This is a genomic window from Candidatus Binatia bacterium (assembly GCA_035631035.1).
Taxonomy (GTDB): Bacteria; Eisenbacteria; RBG-16-71-46; order SZUA-252; family SZUA-252; genus DASQJL01.
In genome coordinates this window covers 1-16,130 of the sequence record DASQJL010000134.1, presented here as the reverse complement: position 1 = coordinate 16,130, position 16,130 = coordinate 1, and the positions used below count along the sequence as shown (strand labels likewise).

The window sequence follows — 16,130 nt, the reverse complement described above, 5'->3', positions numbered from 1 at the left end:
GACCGACGCCGCCCTCACGTACGGATTCCGCCGCACGCTGACGCGCAACGGCGTGCGCACCGATCTGGACGACCACGAGGGGAACGCGACGTTCAATTTCCGCCCGCGCCCGTCGCTCCGTTTCGGCAGCGGCGGCGGCGTACGCACCCTGCGCACGGTGGAGCAGGACGAGCTTCAGTGGTACCTGCTCCTGCTCGCGTCGATCGAGGGCCGCGTCCGGCCCTATTGGACCGGACGGGCGGGCGTTGCGCGCTCCCTGAACTGGACCTCGGGCGACCGTGCGCGCCCGGTCGATACGTACCAGGCGAACACCACGATGCGGTTCGCCCGCGGGCTGGACCTGAGCGCGAACGGTCAGGTGAACGTCACGGATGCGACCGGCCTCGCGCTGGCCGACTCCGCGGGCCGGAACTCGCGGGTGGTATCGCAGGGCTCGCTGCTCCTGAATCTAATTCCGCTGCGGCCGTTCGCTGCGACCGTCTCCCTGCAGGGCTACCGCTCCGGACCGTCGGTCGGCCGAGCAGCCGCCAGTTCGCGCTCGAGCGGGCTCGATCTGCGCTGGACCCCTTCCGCGGCCGTTGACCTCACCGGCAGCGTCCAGCGCTCCCGCGGGCTGCGGCGTTCCGACCCCCAGATGACGATCTGGCGGGGGACGGCACGCTGGTCGCCCTCGCGGAACCTGCAGCTCGACGGGACGTATCTGCGGAGCGATCAGCCGCGCGGCGAGGCCGGGCTGGACCTGCCCGCCGGGCGGGAGACCTGGAGCGCGCGCGCCCTGCTGGGTCTCTCCAGCGACTTCCGGCTCCAGGCCGTTTGGAGTCTCGTCGATGCCGGACTGCAGACCCGCGCGACGCGGCTCGAGCTCGGCGCCACGCTGGCCCTTCGGAGGTGACGTGAACGGACGCACCGTCGTGAGGATGACCGCCGCGCTTCTCCTCCTCGGGGTCGCGGGATGCGCCGCGCACGGGCGCTTCTACGTGAACGGCGAGGCGGACATGGCTTTCTACAAGAAGGTGGCCGTGCTCCCCTTCGCGAATCTCACCAGCGACCGCTTCGCCGGCGAGCGCACGACGCGGATGTTCGTGACCGAGCTGGTGATCGCCGACCGGTTCCAGGTCTCCGATCCGGGCGAGCTCCGCTCGGTGCTCGAGCGCACGGGAGGGCTCCCGACGTACGAAGGGACCTATGACCCGAAGAAGCTGAAGGACGCCGCCGTGGAGGTCGGAGCCAACGGGCTCATCCGCGGAGCCGTTTCCGAATATCAGATGGTGGGCTCGAACTCGGGCTCGCTCCGCCCCTCGATCGCTTTCGACGTGGAGATGATCGACGTCGCCACGAGCAAGGTGGTCTGGAAGGCCTCGATCACCAAGCGCGGAAAGAGCCGCGTCCCGATCCTCGGGGGCGGCGCTCCCACCCTGAGCCGCCTCACGGAGGAAGCGTGCCGCGAAGTCGTGCAGCGCATCGATCACCAGGCATTCTGATGATCGCGGCTACGGCGATCGCGATGACCGCGGGAGCGGGGTGTGCCGGCACACGCCCTCGGGCGACCCACGCTCCCGTCGTCGTCCCCGCGGGCGCCGCCGTCGCGATGATCCCGTTCGAGGATCTCTCCGGCCGCGAGAACGTGGCCGAGGCCTTCACGCGGGTCTTCATGGCCGAGCTGGTGCGCATCGGCCTCTTCCCCGTGGTCGAGCAGGGCGTGGTGGAGGACGCGATCGACCGCCTCTCGATCCGCTCGGCGCGCGGCATGACGGCCGAGGAGATGCGGCGGCTGGGTGACTCCCTGCACGTCAACTACCTCATGTTCGGAAACGTCATCGAGGCGGGGGAGATCAAGTCGGACGAGGGGGGCGTGCCGTCGGTGGCGGCGACGCTCCGCCTGGTGGAGATCGCCTCGGGACGCGTGGTCTGGGCCTGCCATTACAGCCGCACCGGAGAAGATCGCGAAACCGTGTTTCAGTGGGGGCGCGAACATAGTCAGGACAAGCTGATCGCGAGCCTTGCCGTCGAAATGCTGGATGACCTACGCAAAGCGGGAGCCCGGTCCGGTTCCCGAGGAGGAACCAAGTCATGACGCTCCCCCGTTGTTCCCGCTCCGCGTCGGTCCTCGTGATCGCCGCCCTCGCCCTCCTGGGCGCCGCGCCGGCCGCCAAACCGAAACCGGGAGCCGCCCCCAAGCTGAAGTCGGTCACCATCGCGATCCGTAACCGCATCTTTCACGAGTTCGCCGACCAGCAGCAGGTCCTTCCGGGCAAGCCCTTCACGATCGGGGATACCGATTATTCGGCGAAGATGGTGCAGTACGTGCCCGATTTCGCGATGGACATCTCGAACGGCAAGGTGATCTCGCGCTCGAACGAGCCCAAGAATCCGGCGTTCAAGATCATCGTGTCCCAGAAGAACAAGCCGCAGGACACCACGTGGGCGATGATGTCGCTTCCGCCCCACTTCACGCGGCGCTCCTTCCTGGCCTTCAAGGTGATGCGCATCGATTTCGTCGGGCGCGAGCCGATCGTCGTGGACTCGGTCCAGGCCTACAAGGAGCTCGAGGCGCTGAAAGACCAGGCCCGCAAGAACGCGAAGCCCGAAGAGGAGCCCAACCCGCACGGCGGCATGGGCATGACGCTGAATCCTCACGGAGCCGGCGGTCCGCTGCCGCATGGCACGGCGACCGGGATGAATCCGCACGGCGGGGCGGCCGGCGCGAACCCGCACGGCGGCGGCATTCCGCCCGCAGCCGGCACCTCCATCCCCATGACGCCGTCGCACGGAAGTGGCGGCACGACCGACAAGACCAAGGACTCCAAGTGACCTCCACCCGCCGGCTCTCCATCGTCCTCGCGATCGCGGCCGCGCTCGCCCTGGGCCTGCCCGGCGGCGCGCACGCGGCCAAGCCGTCCAAGTCCAAGAAGCCGACGCGCGCCTGCTACGACTGCCACAAGGACTCGCGCGCGGAGTTCGCGAAGAAGAACGTGCACCCTCCGGTCGCCAAGGAAGAGTGCATGACCTGCCACGAGAGCCACGGGTTCTCGCAGATGCTCGTGCTCAAGATGCCGATGCCGGACCTCTGCTTCTCCTGCCACGCCGATCTGAAGAAGGCGCCGAAGCCGGCCCACGAGCACGCCGCGTTCGCCCAGGGACAGTGCCTGGGCTGCCACGACCCGCATGCGTCGAACCTTCCAAAGCTGGGGCGCGAGGGCGGGCCGGAGCAGTCCTGCTTCAAGTGCCACAAGGACACCGGGGCGGAGGCCAAGGCCGCCCACGTGCATCCCACGTTCGCCAAGGGAGAATGCTATTCCTGCCACACCGCGCATGGCGGCGCCAACGCCTCGCTCGTCAAGGCGGAGGGGGACGCGCTCTGCGCGACCTGCCATTCCCCGGCCGACGTGGCCTCGAAGCACGCAAAGGTCACCGTCGGCGGCTTGAAGTGCCTCGACTGCCACGCCCCGCACGCCTCGTCCTCCGCTGCCCTGCTCCGCGAGGACGCGCACGCGCCGGTCGCCGGCGGCGAGTGCGAAGCCTGCCATGTGATGGAGAACGGCAAGCCCACGCCCAAGGTGATCGCCGAGGCGCCGGCGCTCTGCGTGAAGTGTCACGACGACCTCGCCAACGCGAAAACGCAGCCGCATCCCCACGATCCCGTCGCCGAGGGGGATTGCCTCACCTGCCACAACCCGCACCGCGGCGTCGCGAAGGGCCTCCTGAAGCAGAAGCCGATCGCGCTCTGCGGCAGCTGTCATGACAACGTGGACGAGGACTTGAAGAAGGCGGTCGTGCATGCCGCGTTCCAGAGCGGCTCCTGCGCCTCCTGCCACGACGTCCACGGATCGAAGAACGCCGCGCTGGCCAAGACAACCGACGGCTCGATGTGCATCGCCTGCCACAAGGACATCGGCGCGAAGGCCGCGGCCGCCAAGGGGGTCCATCCGCCGGTCGCGAAGAAGGACTGCGTCCGGTGCCACGAGCCGCACGCAGCCTCCAACGGGAAGCTCCTGCGCAAGGAAGCCCGCGACCTCTGCCGCTCCTGCCATGGCGATCTCGAGAAGAACCTCGCGGGTCTGGAAGTGCATCCGCCGTTCCGGTCCGGTCAGTGCGCGGCCTGCCACGACCCGCACCAATCGGAGCGCCCGGGGATGCTTCGGGCCGACGCGGCGACGGTGTGCGCGAGCTGCCACAACGGTCCGCAGCGCGAAGCGCGGCAGGAGTTCCCCCACAAGCCGGCCGCCGAGGGGCAGTGCCTCGCCTGCCATGCGCCGCACGCCGGCCAGGGGGCGGCGCTCCTCGTCTCCTCGCAGAGCGAGTTCTGCGTGAAGTGCCATGCCGACATCGGGGTCAAGATCAAGGGCCCGGCGCCCCACACCCCGGCGGCGAACGGGCAGTGCACGGCGTGCCATGAGCCGCACGGCTCCGCGAAGAAGAAGCTCCTCACGGCGGACGCCTCGACGCTCTGCCAGTCCTGCCACGCGTCGATCGGCAAGGAGGGGGACACCGTCCATTCCCCCGTCGGCGAGAAGGACTGCCTCACCTGCCACGATCCGCACGGCGGCAAGGCGGCGCCGGCCCTGGTGAAAGCGCCGCCGGCGCTATGCGCCGACTGCCACGAGTTGGACGACAAGGACCTCGTCGCCAAGCACCAGGGCGCGAACCTGACGCAGGCACGGTGTCTCTCCTGCCATACGCCGCACGCTTCCAAGAATGCGTCCCTGATCCCGGACCACGCGCACCCCGGCTTCGCCGAGAAGGACTGCGCCAAGTGCCACACCGCGGGGGTAGCGCCCGGCAAGGCCAGTCTCAAGAAGCCGGCGGCGTCGCTCTGCGTCACCTGCCATCAGATCCCGAAGCGCGCCGCCGCTCCGGCCGCCAAGGCCGGGATGGCGGGCCCCGGCGCCTCGCGCCTGGCCGGGCTGCTCGTTCATCCGCCGGTCGCCAGAGGCGAGTGCGTCACCTGCCACACCCCGCACGCCTCCTCGCGCGACAAGCTCCTGGTCTCCTCGACGCGCCAGCTCTGCGTGACCTGCCACAAGGAGGTCATCCAGCAATCCGCGCTGAAGCACGGGCATCCGCCCGCCGCGAGCGGCGACTGCGCCAAGTGCCACGAGCCGCACGAGAGCGCGGTGCCGGGGCTGTTGGTCAAGCCCGCGCTCGAGCTGTGCGCGTCGTGCCACAAGTCGCTCACCGACCGGATCGCGAAGGGCGCGCCCCATTCTCCCGTCGCCAAGGGGCAGTGCTTCAAGTGCCACGCGAGCCACGGCTCGGAAAATCAGGGGATGCTCGCGAAGAGCGTGAACGCGACCTGCGCCACGTGCCACGGGCTGGCTGGCCCGCGGCTGACCAACGCGCACAAGGGATTCTCGCTCGCCGGGAAGAACTGCGTCTCCTGCCACGACCCGCACGTGCAGCCGGTCGGGAAGAAGGGGCTCTTGCAGCCCGCGCTCCACGCCCCCTTCGCCAAGGGGGACTGCGCCAAGTGCCACGGAACGGCGACGACGGGCGCCCTGGCGCAGCGCGTCCCCGATCTCTGCTACTCATGCCACGGGAACACGAAGGCCTGGTCGAGCAAGGCGGTCGTCCACGCCCCGCTCAAGACCGACGCGTCGTGCATCTCCTGCCACGCGCCGCATGGCGGCCCGGCCACGCCGGTGCTGAAGGCCGAGCAGAGCAAGCTCTGCTTCCAGTGCCACGACAAGAAGATGGTCACGGGCAAGTTCCGTCACGCGGCGCTGGACGAGGGGTGCACCGCCTGCCACGATCCGCATTCGTCGGACCGGAAGAAGCTGCTCGTGAACGACGTGAACACCCTCTGCCGCGGCTGCCACGAGGACATGAGCAAGCACTTCCACCCGACCACGGGCGGCAAGGACCCGCGGACCGGCGATCCGCTGAGCTGCATCGGGTGCCACAATCCGCACTCGAGCGCCGAGGACCATCTCCTGACGCACGAGCCGAAGCGGGCGCTGTGCATCCAGTGCCACGACCCGTCGATGCAGAAGATGCTGGAGGGGAAGAAGTAGTCCGCAGAAGGTAGCGGAGCGGCCGGGGATCGCGGGGCCGCTCCGCTACCGGGACCGCTCCGCTACAGCTTCGCGACCGCCTGCTTCCGGCGGAGCTGGAGCACCCGAACGTCGGGGTCCGCGACCAGCTTCTCGGGCGCGAAGTCGCAGTGGAGGGTTACCGTCCTCGATTCCCCCGGCCCGAGGGTCACCGTGGCCCGCGCCTCGCGATACTTGGGGTCCTGCTCGAATCGCGAGCCCGGGGACGCGGATCCCTTCGATTCCGCGGCGTCCTGGACCACGTCCCCCCAGAGCCGCCGGGCTCCCAGGGGTATGCGGACCCGCTCCTCGAGCGCTCCCAGCCGCCGCTCCAGCGGATCCGTCTGGGCCGTGCCCGATCCCACCCCCGCCGGTGCCGCCTGCTTCTTCCATCGCTCGCCGGCGGTCGCGGCGACCTCGACCGGCATCGTCCCCGTGCCGATGTTCTTCACGATGGCGGTCACGTCGTACCCGGCTCCCGTCTTTCGTTTCGACGCATTCTCGAAGCGGTACTCCGGCATCGCCTTGTCCTCGAACCACTGCTTCACGAACGCGTCGTACTTCGCGGGATCGGCCGCATAGGGACGCAAGGCGGCCACGATGTCCTGGAGCGCGGGATGGTCGCGACTCTCGCTCCAGGTGCGGCAGAACGCCCGGTAGCCCTCCAGCGCGCGGTCGTGTCCCACGTAGTCGTAAAGCATCCAGAAGACCCAGCCGCCGCGGTCGTAGATCACGGTCTCGTCCGATTCGCGCTTGCCGTCCACGTCGTACATCGGCCGCTCGTCGTCCACGCGCCGGCGGTCGCCGTAGCGGGCCTCCAGACCCTTGCAGAATTCCATCCGTTCGCGCGGGCCAAGCACCTGCTGGAACAGGAGCATCGTCGAGAAGTGCGCCATCGCCTCGCTGATGAAGTCGCCGCCGGGCCCCCGGGCGGGGGTCACGATGTTCCCCCACCACTGATGGGCGGACTCATGGGCGGTGACCAGGAACGTCGCGTTGGTCTTGGCGTCGTTCCGCGTCAAGAAGCCGATGTTCTCGCTGAAGGTGATGTTCGTGCCGAATCCCTGCGCGTATCCCGCCATGCCCGGGAACTCGGAGAGCTTGAGCTCCTTCCATGGATACGGAAGGAACCACTCGGAGTAGTACTTCCGCGCGGCGTCGAGCGTGGCCGACATCGCGTCGACGTTGTAGGGATGCACCGGCGCGTAGTAGATCGTCGTGCCGTGGCCGCGCCGCTCCTTCCAGTGCCCGCAGATCACGTTCAGGATCTTGACCGGATGGTCGGTCTCCCACACCTGCGTGCGCCAGCCGTTCTTCACGGTGTTGCTCGTGCAGACGCCCACGGAATTCAGGGTGTAGTCGGCCGGGCCGGTCACCGCGATGCGCGCCGGAAACCAGGCGGTGGCGCCATAGCCGGCCGGGGTGATTCCCTTCCAGTAGTCGCGCGGGTAGCGGCGCGGCTCGGTCTTGTTGTCCTTGGTCTCGCCCACGTCCTCCATGAAGCCGACCACCGGCATGAAGCTCGGCGTGAAGCCGGTGAGCACGATGCCGGACGGGAGCACGAACTCCTCCATGTTCCCGCCGTTCTTGCTCGCGCCGCTCGGGAGGCTGCCATCGAAGTTCCATCCGATCGTGACGCTGTCCCCCTTGGCGAGCGGGTGCGGCGGCGTGAACACGTAGAGCCGCTTCGAGTCCTCCGGCGTGACGCTCCGTCCATTCATCGTCCAGGTCACGTTCTTCCACTCGACCCCGCCGGTCAGGGGGATCTGGGTCAGCGTCGTGTCGAGGCCGTTCACGAACGTCAGGGCACCGCGGCTCTCCAGGCGGCTCCCCTTGGGGTCCACTTTGACCGCGATGTCGGCGCGCGCGATGTCCGGAAGCGGCGCATCCATCCAGGTCTTGAGATTCTTGGCCCAGTAGTCCTTGCGCGCCTTCTTCGCGGCGCCGCCCTCCGTGCCTTGGCTCACCTGGAAGAGGAGCGTGATCCAGAGGGTGAGCGGGATCAGCGCGTAGGGGGCGAAGCGGAGGGCCGAGCGCCCGAGGCTCTTGGGCGACAGGCGGTGCATCGTGCGCACGGCATCGGGACTCCGGCGGCGGAAGAGCCGGACGGCGAGGGCGATGAAGAGGGCGGCCGCGCTCAGCACCATCGCGCGGTTCAAGACGAGCGCCAGGCGGTCGTGTTCGAAGGGGCCGAGGTCGCTCCAGCGGAGCGCGCCCCAGAGCGCCCAGTTTCCCGCCCAGCTGATCTGCTTCGTGAGCGCGCGCCAGCCGGTCCAGGCCAGGACGCCCATGGCGACCGCGATCGTCGTGTAGCGGTTCCCCACCAGCGCGTAGACCGCCGTGACGAGGGCCGTCCAGAACATGAAGGTCGGCACCAGGAGAAGCCCCCAGACGAGCAGATAGGGGCTCAGCGAAAAGGGAACGGTGTGCTGAGACGAGATGGCGATCCAGCTTCCCAGGAAGGAGGCCATGAGGACGATCGCCCCGACCACGCCGTTCGCCAGCGCCTTGCCGAAGAGGAGCGCCCCCGTCCGCACCGGCGCCGCGTAGAGAACCGGCGCCAGGCCGGTCGTGTGCTCCCGCTCCAGGGCGACCACCGTGTAGTACATGAGGAGGAGGCAGACGAACGTGACGCTCTGATTGGCGAGGGCCACCGCGCTCGTGCCCGGCGTCAGGAGAACCGGGGTGTCGAACGCGCCCACGGCGAGGAGCGAGTTCCCCAGCACCTGGACCAGGATGATCAGCATGAAGAGGTAGAGCGCGGGCTGGCGAAGCAGCTCGATCATCTCCGTGCGCGCCACCGCGCGCACCGTGGCTAGCGCCCCGGGACGGCCGCTCGTCATGCCGATCCCGCCGATCGCCGGTCGAACGACGGTCTCGTCCCAGCCCGCCCCCGGCGCATCCGGCCGCGCGGCCGCGCTCTTCTGACGCGCGCGGGCGCTCTCGACACCGCGACGCGACCGCGCGATCGAGCGCTGCGTGAGGAGGGCGCCGCCCAGCCCCACGACCAGCATCCAGAGCCGGTTCAGCCAGAAGATCGCGTCGTAGGGAACCGGCTGCGTGTTGTAGTACTTCACGCCGCGGTCCACCTTGAGGAGCGTCTCGTTGAGCCAGCGATACCCCGACGGCTCGATCACCTGCAGCACGCGGTTCATCCCGTAGGAGAGCCATGACGGCGACCACGTCATCAGGAAGAAGCCGCTGAGCAGGAGGGCGATCGCCGGAAGGAGATAGACGATCACGGCGCTCCGCGTCCGCTCGCCGATCCACATCGACAGCCCCGCGAAGAACACCACGAAGGGAAGCCCCACCACGAAGACCGGGCGGAAGTAGCTGGCCCAGGCGAAGGGGCCGCGGATCTCCTGCGCGTTTCCGTTCGGCACAGCGTGGTTGAAGAGAGCGGCGGTCAGCGCCTGCCACGCGAGGAGGACCGCGAACATCCCGACCACGGCAAGGAGGCGCCCCCAGACGTACTCTCCGGCCTTGAGCGGCGTGGAGTGCAGGATCACGTCCACCTTGGTCTCACGGTCATGGAGCAGCGTCATCCCGGCGGCGGCCGCGACGAATCCCGCGAAGATCAGGATCGTCAGGTAGGTCATCGTCTGGGTCTGGGCGAACTCGGAGGTGATCCAGGCCTTGGTCCCTCCGACGGAGCTGTCGCCGGAGGAGATCTGCATCTGGCCGCTCGAAAGTCCGAAGGAGATGAGCGCGATGAGCGCCGCCATGATGTAGAAGAGCGGCCGCTTGAAGGAATGCCCGAACTCGACGCCGAAGACGGCGAACAGCCGGCGCGGGCTCATCCCACCGCCTCGATCGAGGCGTTCGTACCCGCGACGCGTCCCGAGGGCAACGCCGGGCCCGAGCCGTTGCCGTTCGGCAGCTCGCCCTGGCGCATCAGGACGAGATAGGCGTCCTCCAGCGTGGCCGGCGCCGGAAGGAACCCGGCCGGCGGTGTGCCGGAGGACTCGAAGATGCGCGCGCGGTTCTTGCCCTCGACCAGGAGCGCCTGCGTCACCATCCGCTCGGCGCGAAGCCGCTGCAGGTCCTCGACGGAGACCAGCCCTTCGAACATGCGCCCCGCGATGGCGGCCCGCGCCTCGGCGGGCGTGGTCAGCGCGATCAGACGCCCCGCGCGGATCACGGCGAAGCGCGGGCAGAGCACGGCCACGTCCTCGACGATGTGGGTCGAGAGAAGCACGATGCGGTCCGCCGCGAGCTCCGAGAGGAGATGGTAGAAGCGGAGCCGCTCCTCGGGATCGAGCCCCGCCGTCGGCTCGTCCACGATGATCAGCCGCGGATTCCCCGCGATCGCCTGCGCGATCCCCAGGCGCTGCCGCATGCCGCCCGAGTAGCCCTTCACCGCGCGCCTGGCCGCGAACGAGAGATTCACGCGGTCGAGCAGCTCGGCCACCAGCTTCTTCTTCCCCTGCGGCGCGGTGACCCCCTTGAGGTCCAGCAGGTGCCCGAGCATCGCCTCGCCGGTCAGGTGCGGGTAGAAGCCGAACTCTTGCGGCAGGTAGCCCAGCCGCGGCCAGACCGAGTCGGGATCCTTCACGATGTCGATGCCGTCGAGGGTGGCGCTGCCGGAGGTGGGCTCGAGGAGCCCGGCAAGGATCTTCATGAAGGTCGACTTCCCCGCCCCGTTGGGGCCGAGGAGGCCGAACATCCCGGGATGCACGTCCAGATCCACGCCGTTCAAGGCGGTGACCGGGCCCGGGTACACCTTGACCAGACCGCGGGTGCTGAGCATCGGGGCCTCCTGGGGGGCATGTCGATGGGGCCTACGGGTCAACTACGTCATGGTACTACGCTTTTGTTTCCTCCGGCTCGCACGCTGCAAGGCGTGGCATGAAGGTGGCGGAGCGTGGTCTAATCAGACGATACGTCCCCCGGTGGACCGGTTCGAGGCTCTGAATGCATCGCCATACCGTCCTGTTCGCCGCACTCCTCTCCACGTTGGTTGTCGGCGTTCGGCCTGCCAATTCCCTATGCAACCTCTCTTCCTTCGAACAGCGACTCGAATGGGCGGACATCATTTTCGTGGGCACGGTGGACGACCGCACCTGTATCAAGGTGCCCGGCTCCATCGGGACCCGGTATCGGTTCCGGGACGTCAGATTCATCAAGGGCACGGGTGTATCCGACAGCCTGATCCTCATCCAGTCTGGTGGGACGATCCGAGGAATGACGATCTGGTCGGAGGGTGAACCTTCATTTCAGGTCGGGACCCGCTACATTCTGCCGGCGACAAGGCACTGCCCTGCACCCGCGTTCTGCGCCCCACCCTGCTCGTTCGGATTCATCGTGGCGTCGGACTCGGCATCTGCAATACCCGTCGTCCGTGCGAGCGGGAGTCAGCTGATGGTTTTCGACGACCGCCATATGATTTGGGTTTCGGATCGTCCATGGAAACCCCGTGATCTTCTGCCCTCGTTCGATCAAGTCGTGCTTGGTGACAAGTCGCCGAATCCCCCGCCTCGCCGTCCTCTTGCAGAGACGGTTCGCCTGGCGGACTCTGCGGACGCTGCTCTTCGGGTTACCCTGCGCGAGACGGTCTCCGAAAGCGACCTCGCGCGCGATCAGATGATCACGGTCGCACTTTACCCACACCAGGACTCCGGCGACCGTGTGACCGAGGAGCAATTCGCCACCGTCATGAAGAGGATCCTGACGCGACTCTCCCACCTCGCACCCCCTGAACATCCAGAGGGCAAGTAGCCTCTCGGAATGAAGCCACTACTGGTCTACGACGGCGATTGCGGCTTCTGCCGGCTCTGGATCGAGCGCTGGCAGGCCGCGACCGGCGACCGCGTGGACTATGCGACCTACCAGGAGGTCGCCGACCGCTTCTCCAAGATCCCCAGAGAGCGCTTCGAGAAGGCGGTGCAGCTCCTGGAGCCGGACGGCCGCTGGTCGGGCGGGGCCGAGGCGGTCTTTCGCGCCCTGGCCACGGCTCCCGGCCGGCGATGGCCGCTCTGGCTCTATCGCCGCGTTCCCGGGGTGCGGCCCCTCACCGAAACCGCCTACCGCTTCGTCGCCGCCAACCGCGGCCCGCTGTACCGGATCACGCGCTGGATCTGGGGCGATCACGTCGTCCCGCCCGGCGAGACCCTCACGACCTGGATCTTCCTCCGGCTCCTCGCCGTCGTCTACCTCGTCGCGTTCGTCTCGATGTGGGTCCAGGTGCAGGGAATCGCCGGACCCGACGGGGTCCTCCCGGGGCGCGACTTCCTGGCCGCGCTCCACGCGCGCTACGGAAGGCTGGCCTACTGGATCGCGCCGACGCTCGGATGGCTGGGTTCGAGCGCGGGGTGGCTGCACGCCCTCTGCGCGGCGGGGGTGGTGCTCTCGGTCGGGCTCGCCTTGGGAGCGGCGCCGATCGCATGCCTCGCGGGGCTCTGGTCCCTGTACCTCTCGCTCTCGATCCTCGGCCAGGACTTCTTCTGGTTCCAGTGGGACAGCCTGCTGCTGGAGACCGGGCTCCTCGCGATCCTGATCGCTCCCTGGAGGTGGTGGTCCCGGCCCGCGAGCGATCCGCCTCCGCGCCGCTCGGGTCTGTGGCTGATGCGGTGGCTCTTGTTCCGGCTCTCCTTTTCGTCCGCCGCGGTCAAGCTGTTGAGCGGCGACCCGACGTGGCACGCGCGCACGGCGCTTCAGTACCACTTCGAGACGCAGCCGCTCCCTCCCTGGACGGCGTGGTACGCGCATCATCTCCCCGCGGGCGCGCTCCGCGCGTCCACCACGGGGACGCTCATCCTGGAAGGGATCGCCCCATTCCTGATCTTCCTGCCGCGACGCCTCCGGTTCGCGGGCGCCGCGCTGATCGCGGCGCTTCAGATCCTGATCCTGCTCACGGGCAACTACGGATTCTTCAACTGGCTCACGCTGGCGCTCTGCGTGCTGTGCCTGGACGACGGCGTGTGGCCGCGAAGCTGGCGGGAGCGTGCGGGGCGCTGGTCGGTGCGGCGGGGGGGATGGTTTGCCTGGGCGCTGCGGCCCCTGGCCCTGCTGTTCTTCCTGCTCAGCCTGGTGCCCTTCCTCACGACGCTCCACGCGCCCACGACCTGGCTCGGGCCCGTCGAGTACGCGTCCGACCTGGTCTGGCCGATTCGATCGTTCAATCGCTACGGCCTCTTCGCGGTGATGACGACCCGACGGCTCGAGATCGTCCTGGAGGGGAGCCGCGACGGCGTGCAGTGGCTGGCCTACGAGCTTCCCTGGAAGCCGGGCGACCCGGCCCGGCGCCCGGAGTTCGTCGCGCCGCACCAGCCTCGCCTGGACTGGCAGATGTGGTTCGCGGCGCTCAGCAACTTCCAGAATCAGCCGTGGTTCCTGCAGCTGTGCCGGCGGCTGCTGGAGGGGTCGCCGGCCGTCGAGGCGCTCTTCGCGAAGAACCCCTTCCCGCGCGCGCCGCCGAGGTTCCTGCGCGCCGTGGTCTACGACTATCATTTCACGACTGCGGAAGAGCGGAAGCGCACCGGCGCCTGGTGGCGCCGGGAGCCGCTCGGGTTGTACTGTCCCGTGCTCGCGCTGCAGAACGGCCAGCTGGTCGCCGTGGGCGCGGCTCCGCGGTAGCCGGCGTACGTCACACCCGCTCTCTGGAGCCGTACTGAGCGCGGCGTTTGTACCCCAGGCAACTCGCCCCAGGACGAGTTGCTCCACTTCCCCCATCGTCAGGAGATCGACCATGCTCATCGTGCGCGAGTCGTTCGTCGCGAAGCCGGGAATGGCTTCGAAGCTGGCCAAACAGATGAAGGATGTCATGGCCGCGCAGCCCAAGTGGAAGACCCGGATCATGACCGACGCCGTGGGGGCGTTCAACACGGTGGTCATGGAGACCGAGGTCGAGGACCTGGCGGCTCTCGCGACGCGCGTGAAGGAGTACGAGGAGCGCACGGATCTGCGGGAAAAGATGAAGGGCTACACCGACATGTACGTCACCGGCAAGCGCGAGATCTTCCAGGTGGTGTGATTTGCCGGGCCAACCGGCCCGGGCTTTGCTGGGTCCACTCCGCAGAAAGGAGTGGATCATGGCCATTTCACACATCGATCGTACCGCCCGCCCCAGAGACGCCGCCTCCCGCGCGCCACGGGTCGCGGCACGCCGCCGCAAGTTCCTGCGGGCGTTTCCGGGAGGGTTCCGGGACGAGACTTATCTCGAGTGGGAGCGGAACTACAAGTGGGAGGCGCACCAGCGCTGGACGGAGCTCCTCTCCCCCGCCGTCTGGCGAGGGCTGATGCGGCAGGGCTCCTTCCACGAGGTGGCCGCCCGCGCGGTGGCCATCGAGTCGCGGACGAATCTGTTGTTCTCGTTCGAGAAGATGGCGCTGCGCGATGCGGTGAAGCCCGGGGCCGGCGCCCGGGCCTTCGCGGAGTGGCTGTACGAGTTCCTGCACGGGCGCGGGACCCTGGAGCGGCGTTTCGAGCGGTGGCGCGACGTGGTCGCCGCCCTGCCGCGCAGGCAGACGCGCGTTCTCACCTGGCCGATCGTGACGGTGTTCGGCTTCCTCGCCGATCCCGACACGCACATCTTCCTGAAGCCGAACGTCACGCGCCTCGCCGCCGAGCGCTACGGCTTTCCCTTCCGTTACGAGTCGCGCCCCTCCTGGCCCGTCTATGCCTCTCTCTTGGAGTTCGCCGAGACCGTGCGGCGCGACGTGCGGGATCTCAAGCCGCGCGACATGATCGATCTTCAATCCTTCATCTGGGTCCAGGGCTCCGAGGAGTATCCGGAGCGGTAACGCCGAATCTGGAATCGGCCAAGCCGATCGAACACCCGGGATCTGCCGGTCACGAGCTCTAGCTCCAGTGAAGCGCCCGCTCCCGGAGCAGCCTTGCCACGTACAGCAGCAGCACCAGGCTCGGTAGCACCATCACAGCCGTGATCACGAAGAAGAGCGACCAGTTTCCATGGAGGGCGTCCACGACGAACCCGCTTGCCCCGGAGACCACGGTTCGTCCCAGCGTGCCGAGGGCCGCCAGCAGCGCGTACTGGGTGGCCGTGTAGGTGTGGCTGGTCAGATAGGAGATGAAGGCCACGAAGGCCACCGTGGACATGGCCGACGTGAAGCCATCCACCGCGATCGCCGCCGCGAGCAGCCCCGTGCTGGGATGCCCGACCCGCGCGGCGTCGAGGGCGATCCAGGAGAACATGAGATTCGATGAGGCCATCGCCAGTCCTCCGACGTACAGCCCGCGAATCAGTCCGATTCGCGCGTTCAGGAGGCCGCCCAGCATCGAGAAAGCGATCGTGACCAGGCCCGTTCCGAACTTCGAGAAGGTTCCGATCTGCGCGTCCGTGTACCCGACCTCCTTGTAGAACACGATCGCCATCCGGCCGAGGAACGCTTCCCCCAGCTTGAACAGGAGCAGAAAGAGGAACACGCCGATGCCGAGCCGTGCGCCGGTGCGCGCGAAGAACTCACGCAGCGGCTCCAGCAGCGTCACGCTGAGCCAAGCGGTGAATCGGGCCCAGCGCCCCGGAGCCGCGTAGCGCGCCAGCGCCTTCTCGTAGCTCCGCTCCGCCTCGTCGAATCGGTCGCGTCGCTGCCCACTCTCCCGCACCGCGAAGACCGCCGCCATGAGCGGCAGCCATGCGGCCGCCAGCAGGACGTAGATGCGGTTCCAGGTCCAGCCGGGACGATCCGCCAGGAGGAAGGGCACGGCGCCCAGGATGCCGTATCCCGCCCACCAGCCCGCGGTGGTGAAGGCGGACGCGTGCGCGATCTTCGCGGTCTCCTCGCGCGGGATGATCTCGACGCGATAGGCATCGATCGCCACGTCCTGCGTGGCCGAGAAGAACGCGATGGCGAGCGCGAGGAGACCCACCGAGCGAACGCTCTGCGCGGGATCGAAGAACGAGAGGGCCAGGGTGCAGAGCGCGAGCGGGATCTGCATGGCCAAGATCCAGCCGCGGCGCTGCCCCAGCCGGCCGAGGAGCGGGATGCGAACCCGGTCGACCAGGGGCGACCAGAGGAAGTGCAGTGAATAGACGGCCGCCACGGTGCCGAAGACGCCGATCGCGGAACGCGTGAGCCCGGCTTCCTTGAGCCAGGCGGTCATGGCGGAGCCCCAGAGGACGAAGGGATAGCCGCTCGCGAT

Annotated in this window: 12 protein-coding genes; 9 read left to right on the top strand and 3 right to left on the bottom strand. The window is 68.4% G+C overall.

The features are described 5' to 3' along the window. The 5 genes from VE326_14950 to VE326_14930 all read left to right on the top strand — a co-directional run. The coding region (locus VE326_14950) for a hypothetical protein (protein ID HYJ34499.1) at positions 1-892 on the top strand (892 nt) is incomplete at its 5' end. Position 893: 1 nt separating this feature from the next. Further along, positions 894-1,481, top strand: a complete 588-nt coding sequence (locus VE326_14945) for a hypothetical protein (protein ID HYJ34498.1) — start codon at positions 894-896, stop codon at positions 1,479-1,481. Continuing rightward, positions 1,481-2,074, top strand: coding sequence for a hypothetical protein (locus tag VE326_14940; GenBank protein HYJ34497.1), 594 nt, complete (start codon positions 1,481-1,483; stop codon positions 2,072-2,074). Before VE326_14945 ends, VE326_14940 begins: the two co-directional genes overlap by 1 nt. Continuing rightward, positions 2,071-2,811 carry a hypothetical protein gene (locus tag VE326_14935; protein HYJ34496.1) on the top strand — a complete coding sequence of 247 codons (741 nt, stop codon included), beginning with the start codon at positions 2,071-2,073 and terminating at the stop codon, positions 2,809-2,811. Before VE326_14940 ends, VE326_14935 begins: the two co-directional genes overlap by 4 nt. Next, on the top strand, positions 2,808-6,011 hold the full coding sequence (locus VE326_14930) for a cytochrome c3 family protein (protein ID HYJ34495.1): 3,204 nt from the start codon (positions 2,808-2,810) through the stop codon (positions 6,009-6,011). The genes VE326_14935 and VE326_14930 overlap by 4 nt, the downstream gene beginning before the upstream one ends. A gap of 62 nt (positions 6,012-6,073) precedes the next feature. On the opposite strand, the gene VE326_14925 is transcribed toward VE326_14930, so the two are convergent. Together VE326_14925 and VE326_14920 are read right to left on the bottom strand one after the other, a co-directional pair. Next, entirely contained in the window at positions 6,074-9,829 is a 3,756-nt protein-coding gene (locus tag VE326_14925; GenBank protein ID HYJ34494.1) for a M1 family aminopeptidase, read from the bottom strand. Then, positions 9,826-10,779 carry an ATP-binding cassette domain-containing protein gene (locus VE326_14920; GenBank protein HYJ34493.1) on the bottom strand — a complete coding sequence of 318 codons (954 nt, stop codon included), beginning with the start codon at positions 10,777-10,779 and terminating at the stop codon, positions 9,826-9,828. The genes VE326_14925 and VE326_14920 overlap by 4 nt, the downstream gene beginning before the upstream one ends. A gap of 164 nt (positions 10,780-10,943) precedes the next feature. Here VE326_14920 and VE326_14915 point away from each other — a divergent pair, with 164 nt between their 5' ends. From VE326_14915 to VE326_14900, 4 genes are all read left to right on the top strand, one after another. Then, on the top strand, positions 10,944-11,747 hold the full coding sequence (locus VE326_14915) for a hypothetical protein (GenBank protein ID HYJ34492.1): 804 nt from the start codon (positions 10,944-10,946) through the stop codon (positions 11,745-11,747). 9 nt (positions 11,748-11,756) lie between these two features. Further along, positions 11,757-13,604: a lipase maturation factor family protein gene (locus VE326_14910; GenBank protein ID HYJ34491.1), complete on the top strand. Its 1,848-nt coding sequence runs from the start codon at positions 11,757-11,759 to the stop codon at positions 13,602-13,604. Between the two features lie 112 nt (positions 13,605-13,716). Then, the gene (locus tag VE326_14905; GenBank protein HYJ34490.1) at positions 13,717-14,001 is read left to right on the top strand and encodes a hypothetical protein; all 285 of its coding nucleotides are present in this window, start codon (positions 13,717-13,719) and stop codon (positions 13,999-14,001) included. Between the two features lie 58 nt (positions 14,002-14,059). After that, positions 14,060-14,770, top strand: coding sequence for a hypothetical protein (locus VE326_14900; GenBank protein HYJ34489.1), 711 nt, complete (start codon positions 14,060-14,062; stop codon positions 14,768-14,770). A gap of 58 nt (positions 14,771-14,828) precedes the next feature. Here the strand turns inward: VE326_14900 and VE326_14895 are convergent. Further along, positions 14,829-16,130: MFS transporter (locus VE326_14895; GenBank protein HYJ34488.1), on the bottom strand; the 1,302-nt coding region annotated here is incomplete at its 5' end.

Excerpts from the sequence above, each read along its gene's own strand:
- VE326_14925 (HYJ34494.1), bottom strand. The coding sequence starts at position 9,829 with ATGAGCCCGCGCCGGCTGTTCGCCGTCTTCGGCGTCGAGTTCGGGCAT.
- VE326_14920 (HYJ34493.1), bottom strand. The coding sequence starts at position 10,779 with ATGCTCAGCACCCGCGGTCTGGTCAAGGTGTACCCGGGCCCGGTCACC.
- VE326_14905 (HYJ34490.1), top strand. The coding sequence starts at position 13,717 with ATGCTCATCGTGCGCGAGTCGTTCGTCGCGAAGCCGGGAATGGCTTCG.
- VE326_14910 (HYJ34491.1), top strand. The coding sequence starts at position 11,757 with ATGAAGCCACTACTGGTCTACGACGGCGATTGCGGCTTCTGCCGGCTC.
- VE326_14915 (HYJ34492.1), top strand. The coding sequence starts at position 10,944 with ATGCATCGCCATACCGTCCTGTTCGCCGCACTCCTCTCCACGTTGGTT.
- VE326_14940 (HYJ34497.1), top strand. The coding sequence starts at position 1,481 with ATGATCGCGGCTACGGCGATCGCGATGACCGCGGGAGCGGGGTGTGCC.
- VE326_14900 (HYJ34489.1), top strand. The coding sequence starts at position 14,060 with ATGGCCATTTCACACATCGATCGTACCGCCCGCCCCAGAGACGCCGCC.
- VE326_14935 (HYJ34496.1), top strand. The coding sequence starts at position 2,071 with ATGACGCTCCCCCGTTGTTCCCGCTCCGCGTCGGTCCTCGTGATCGCC.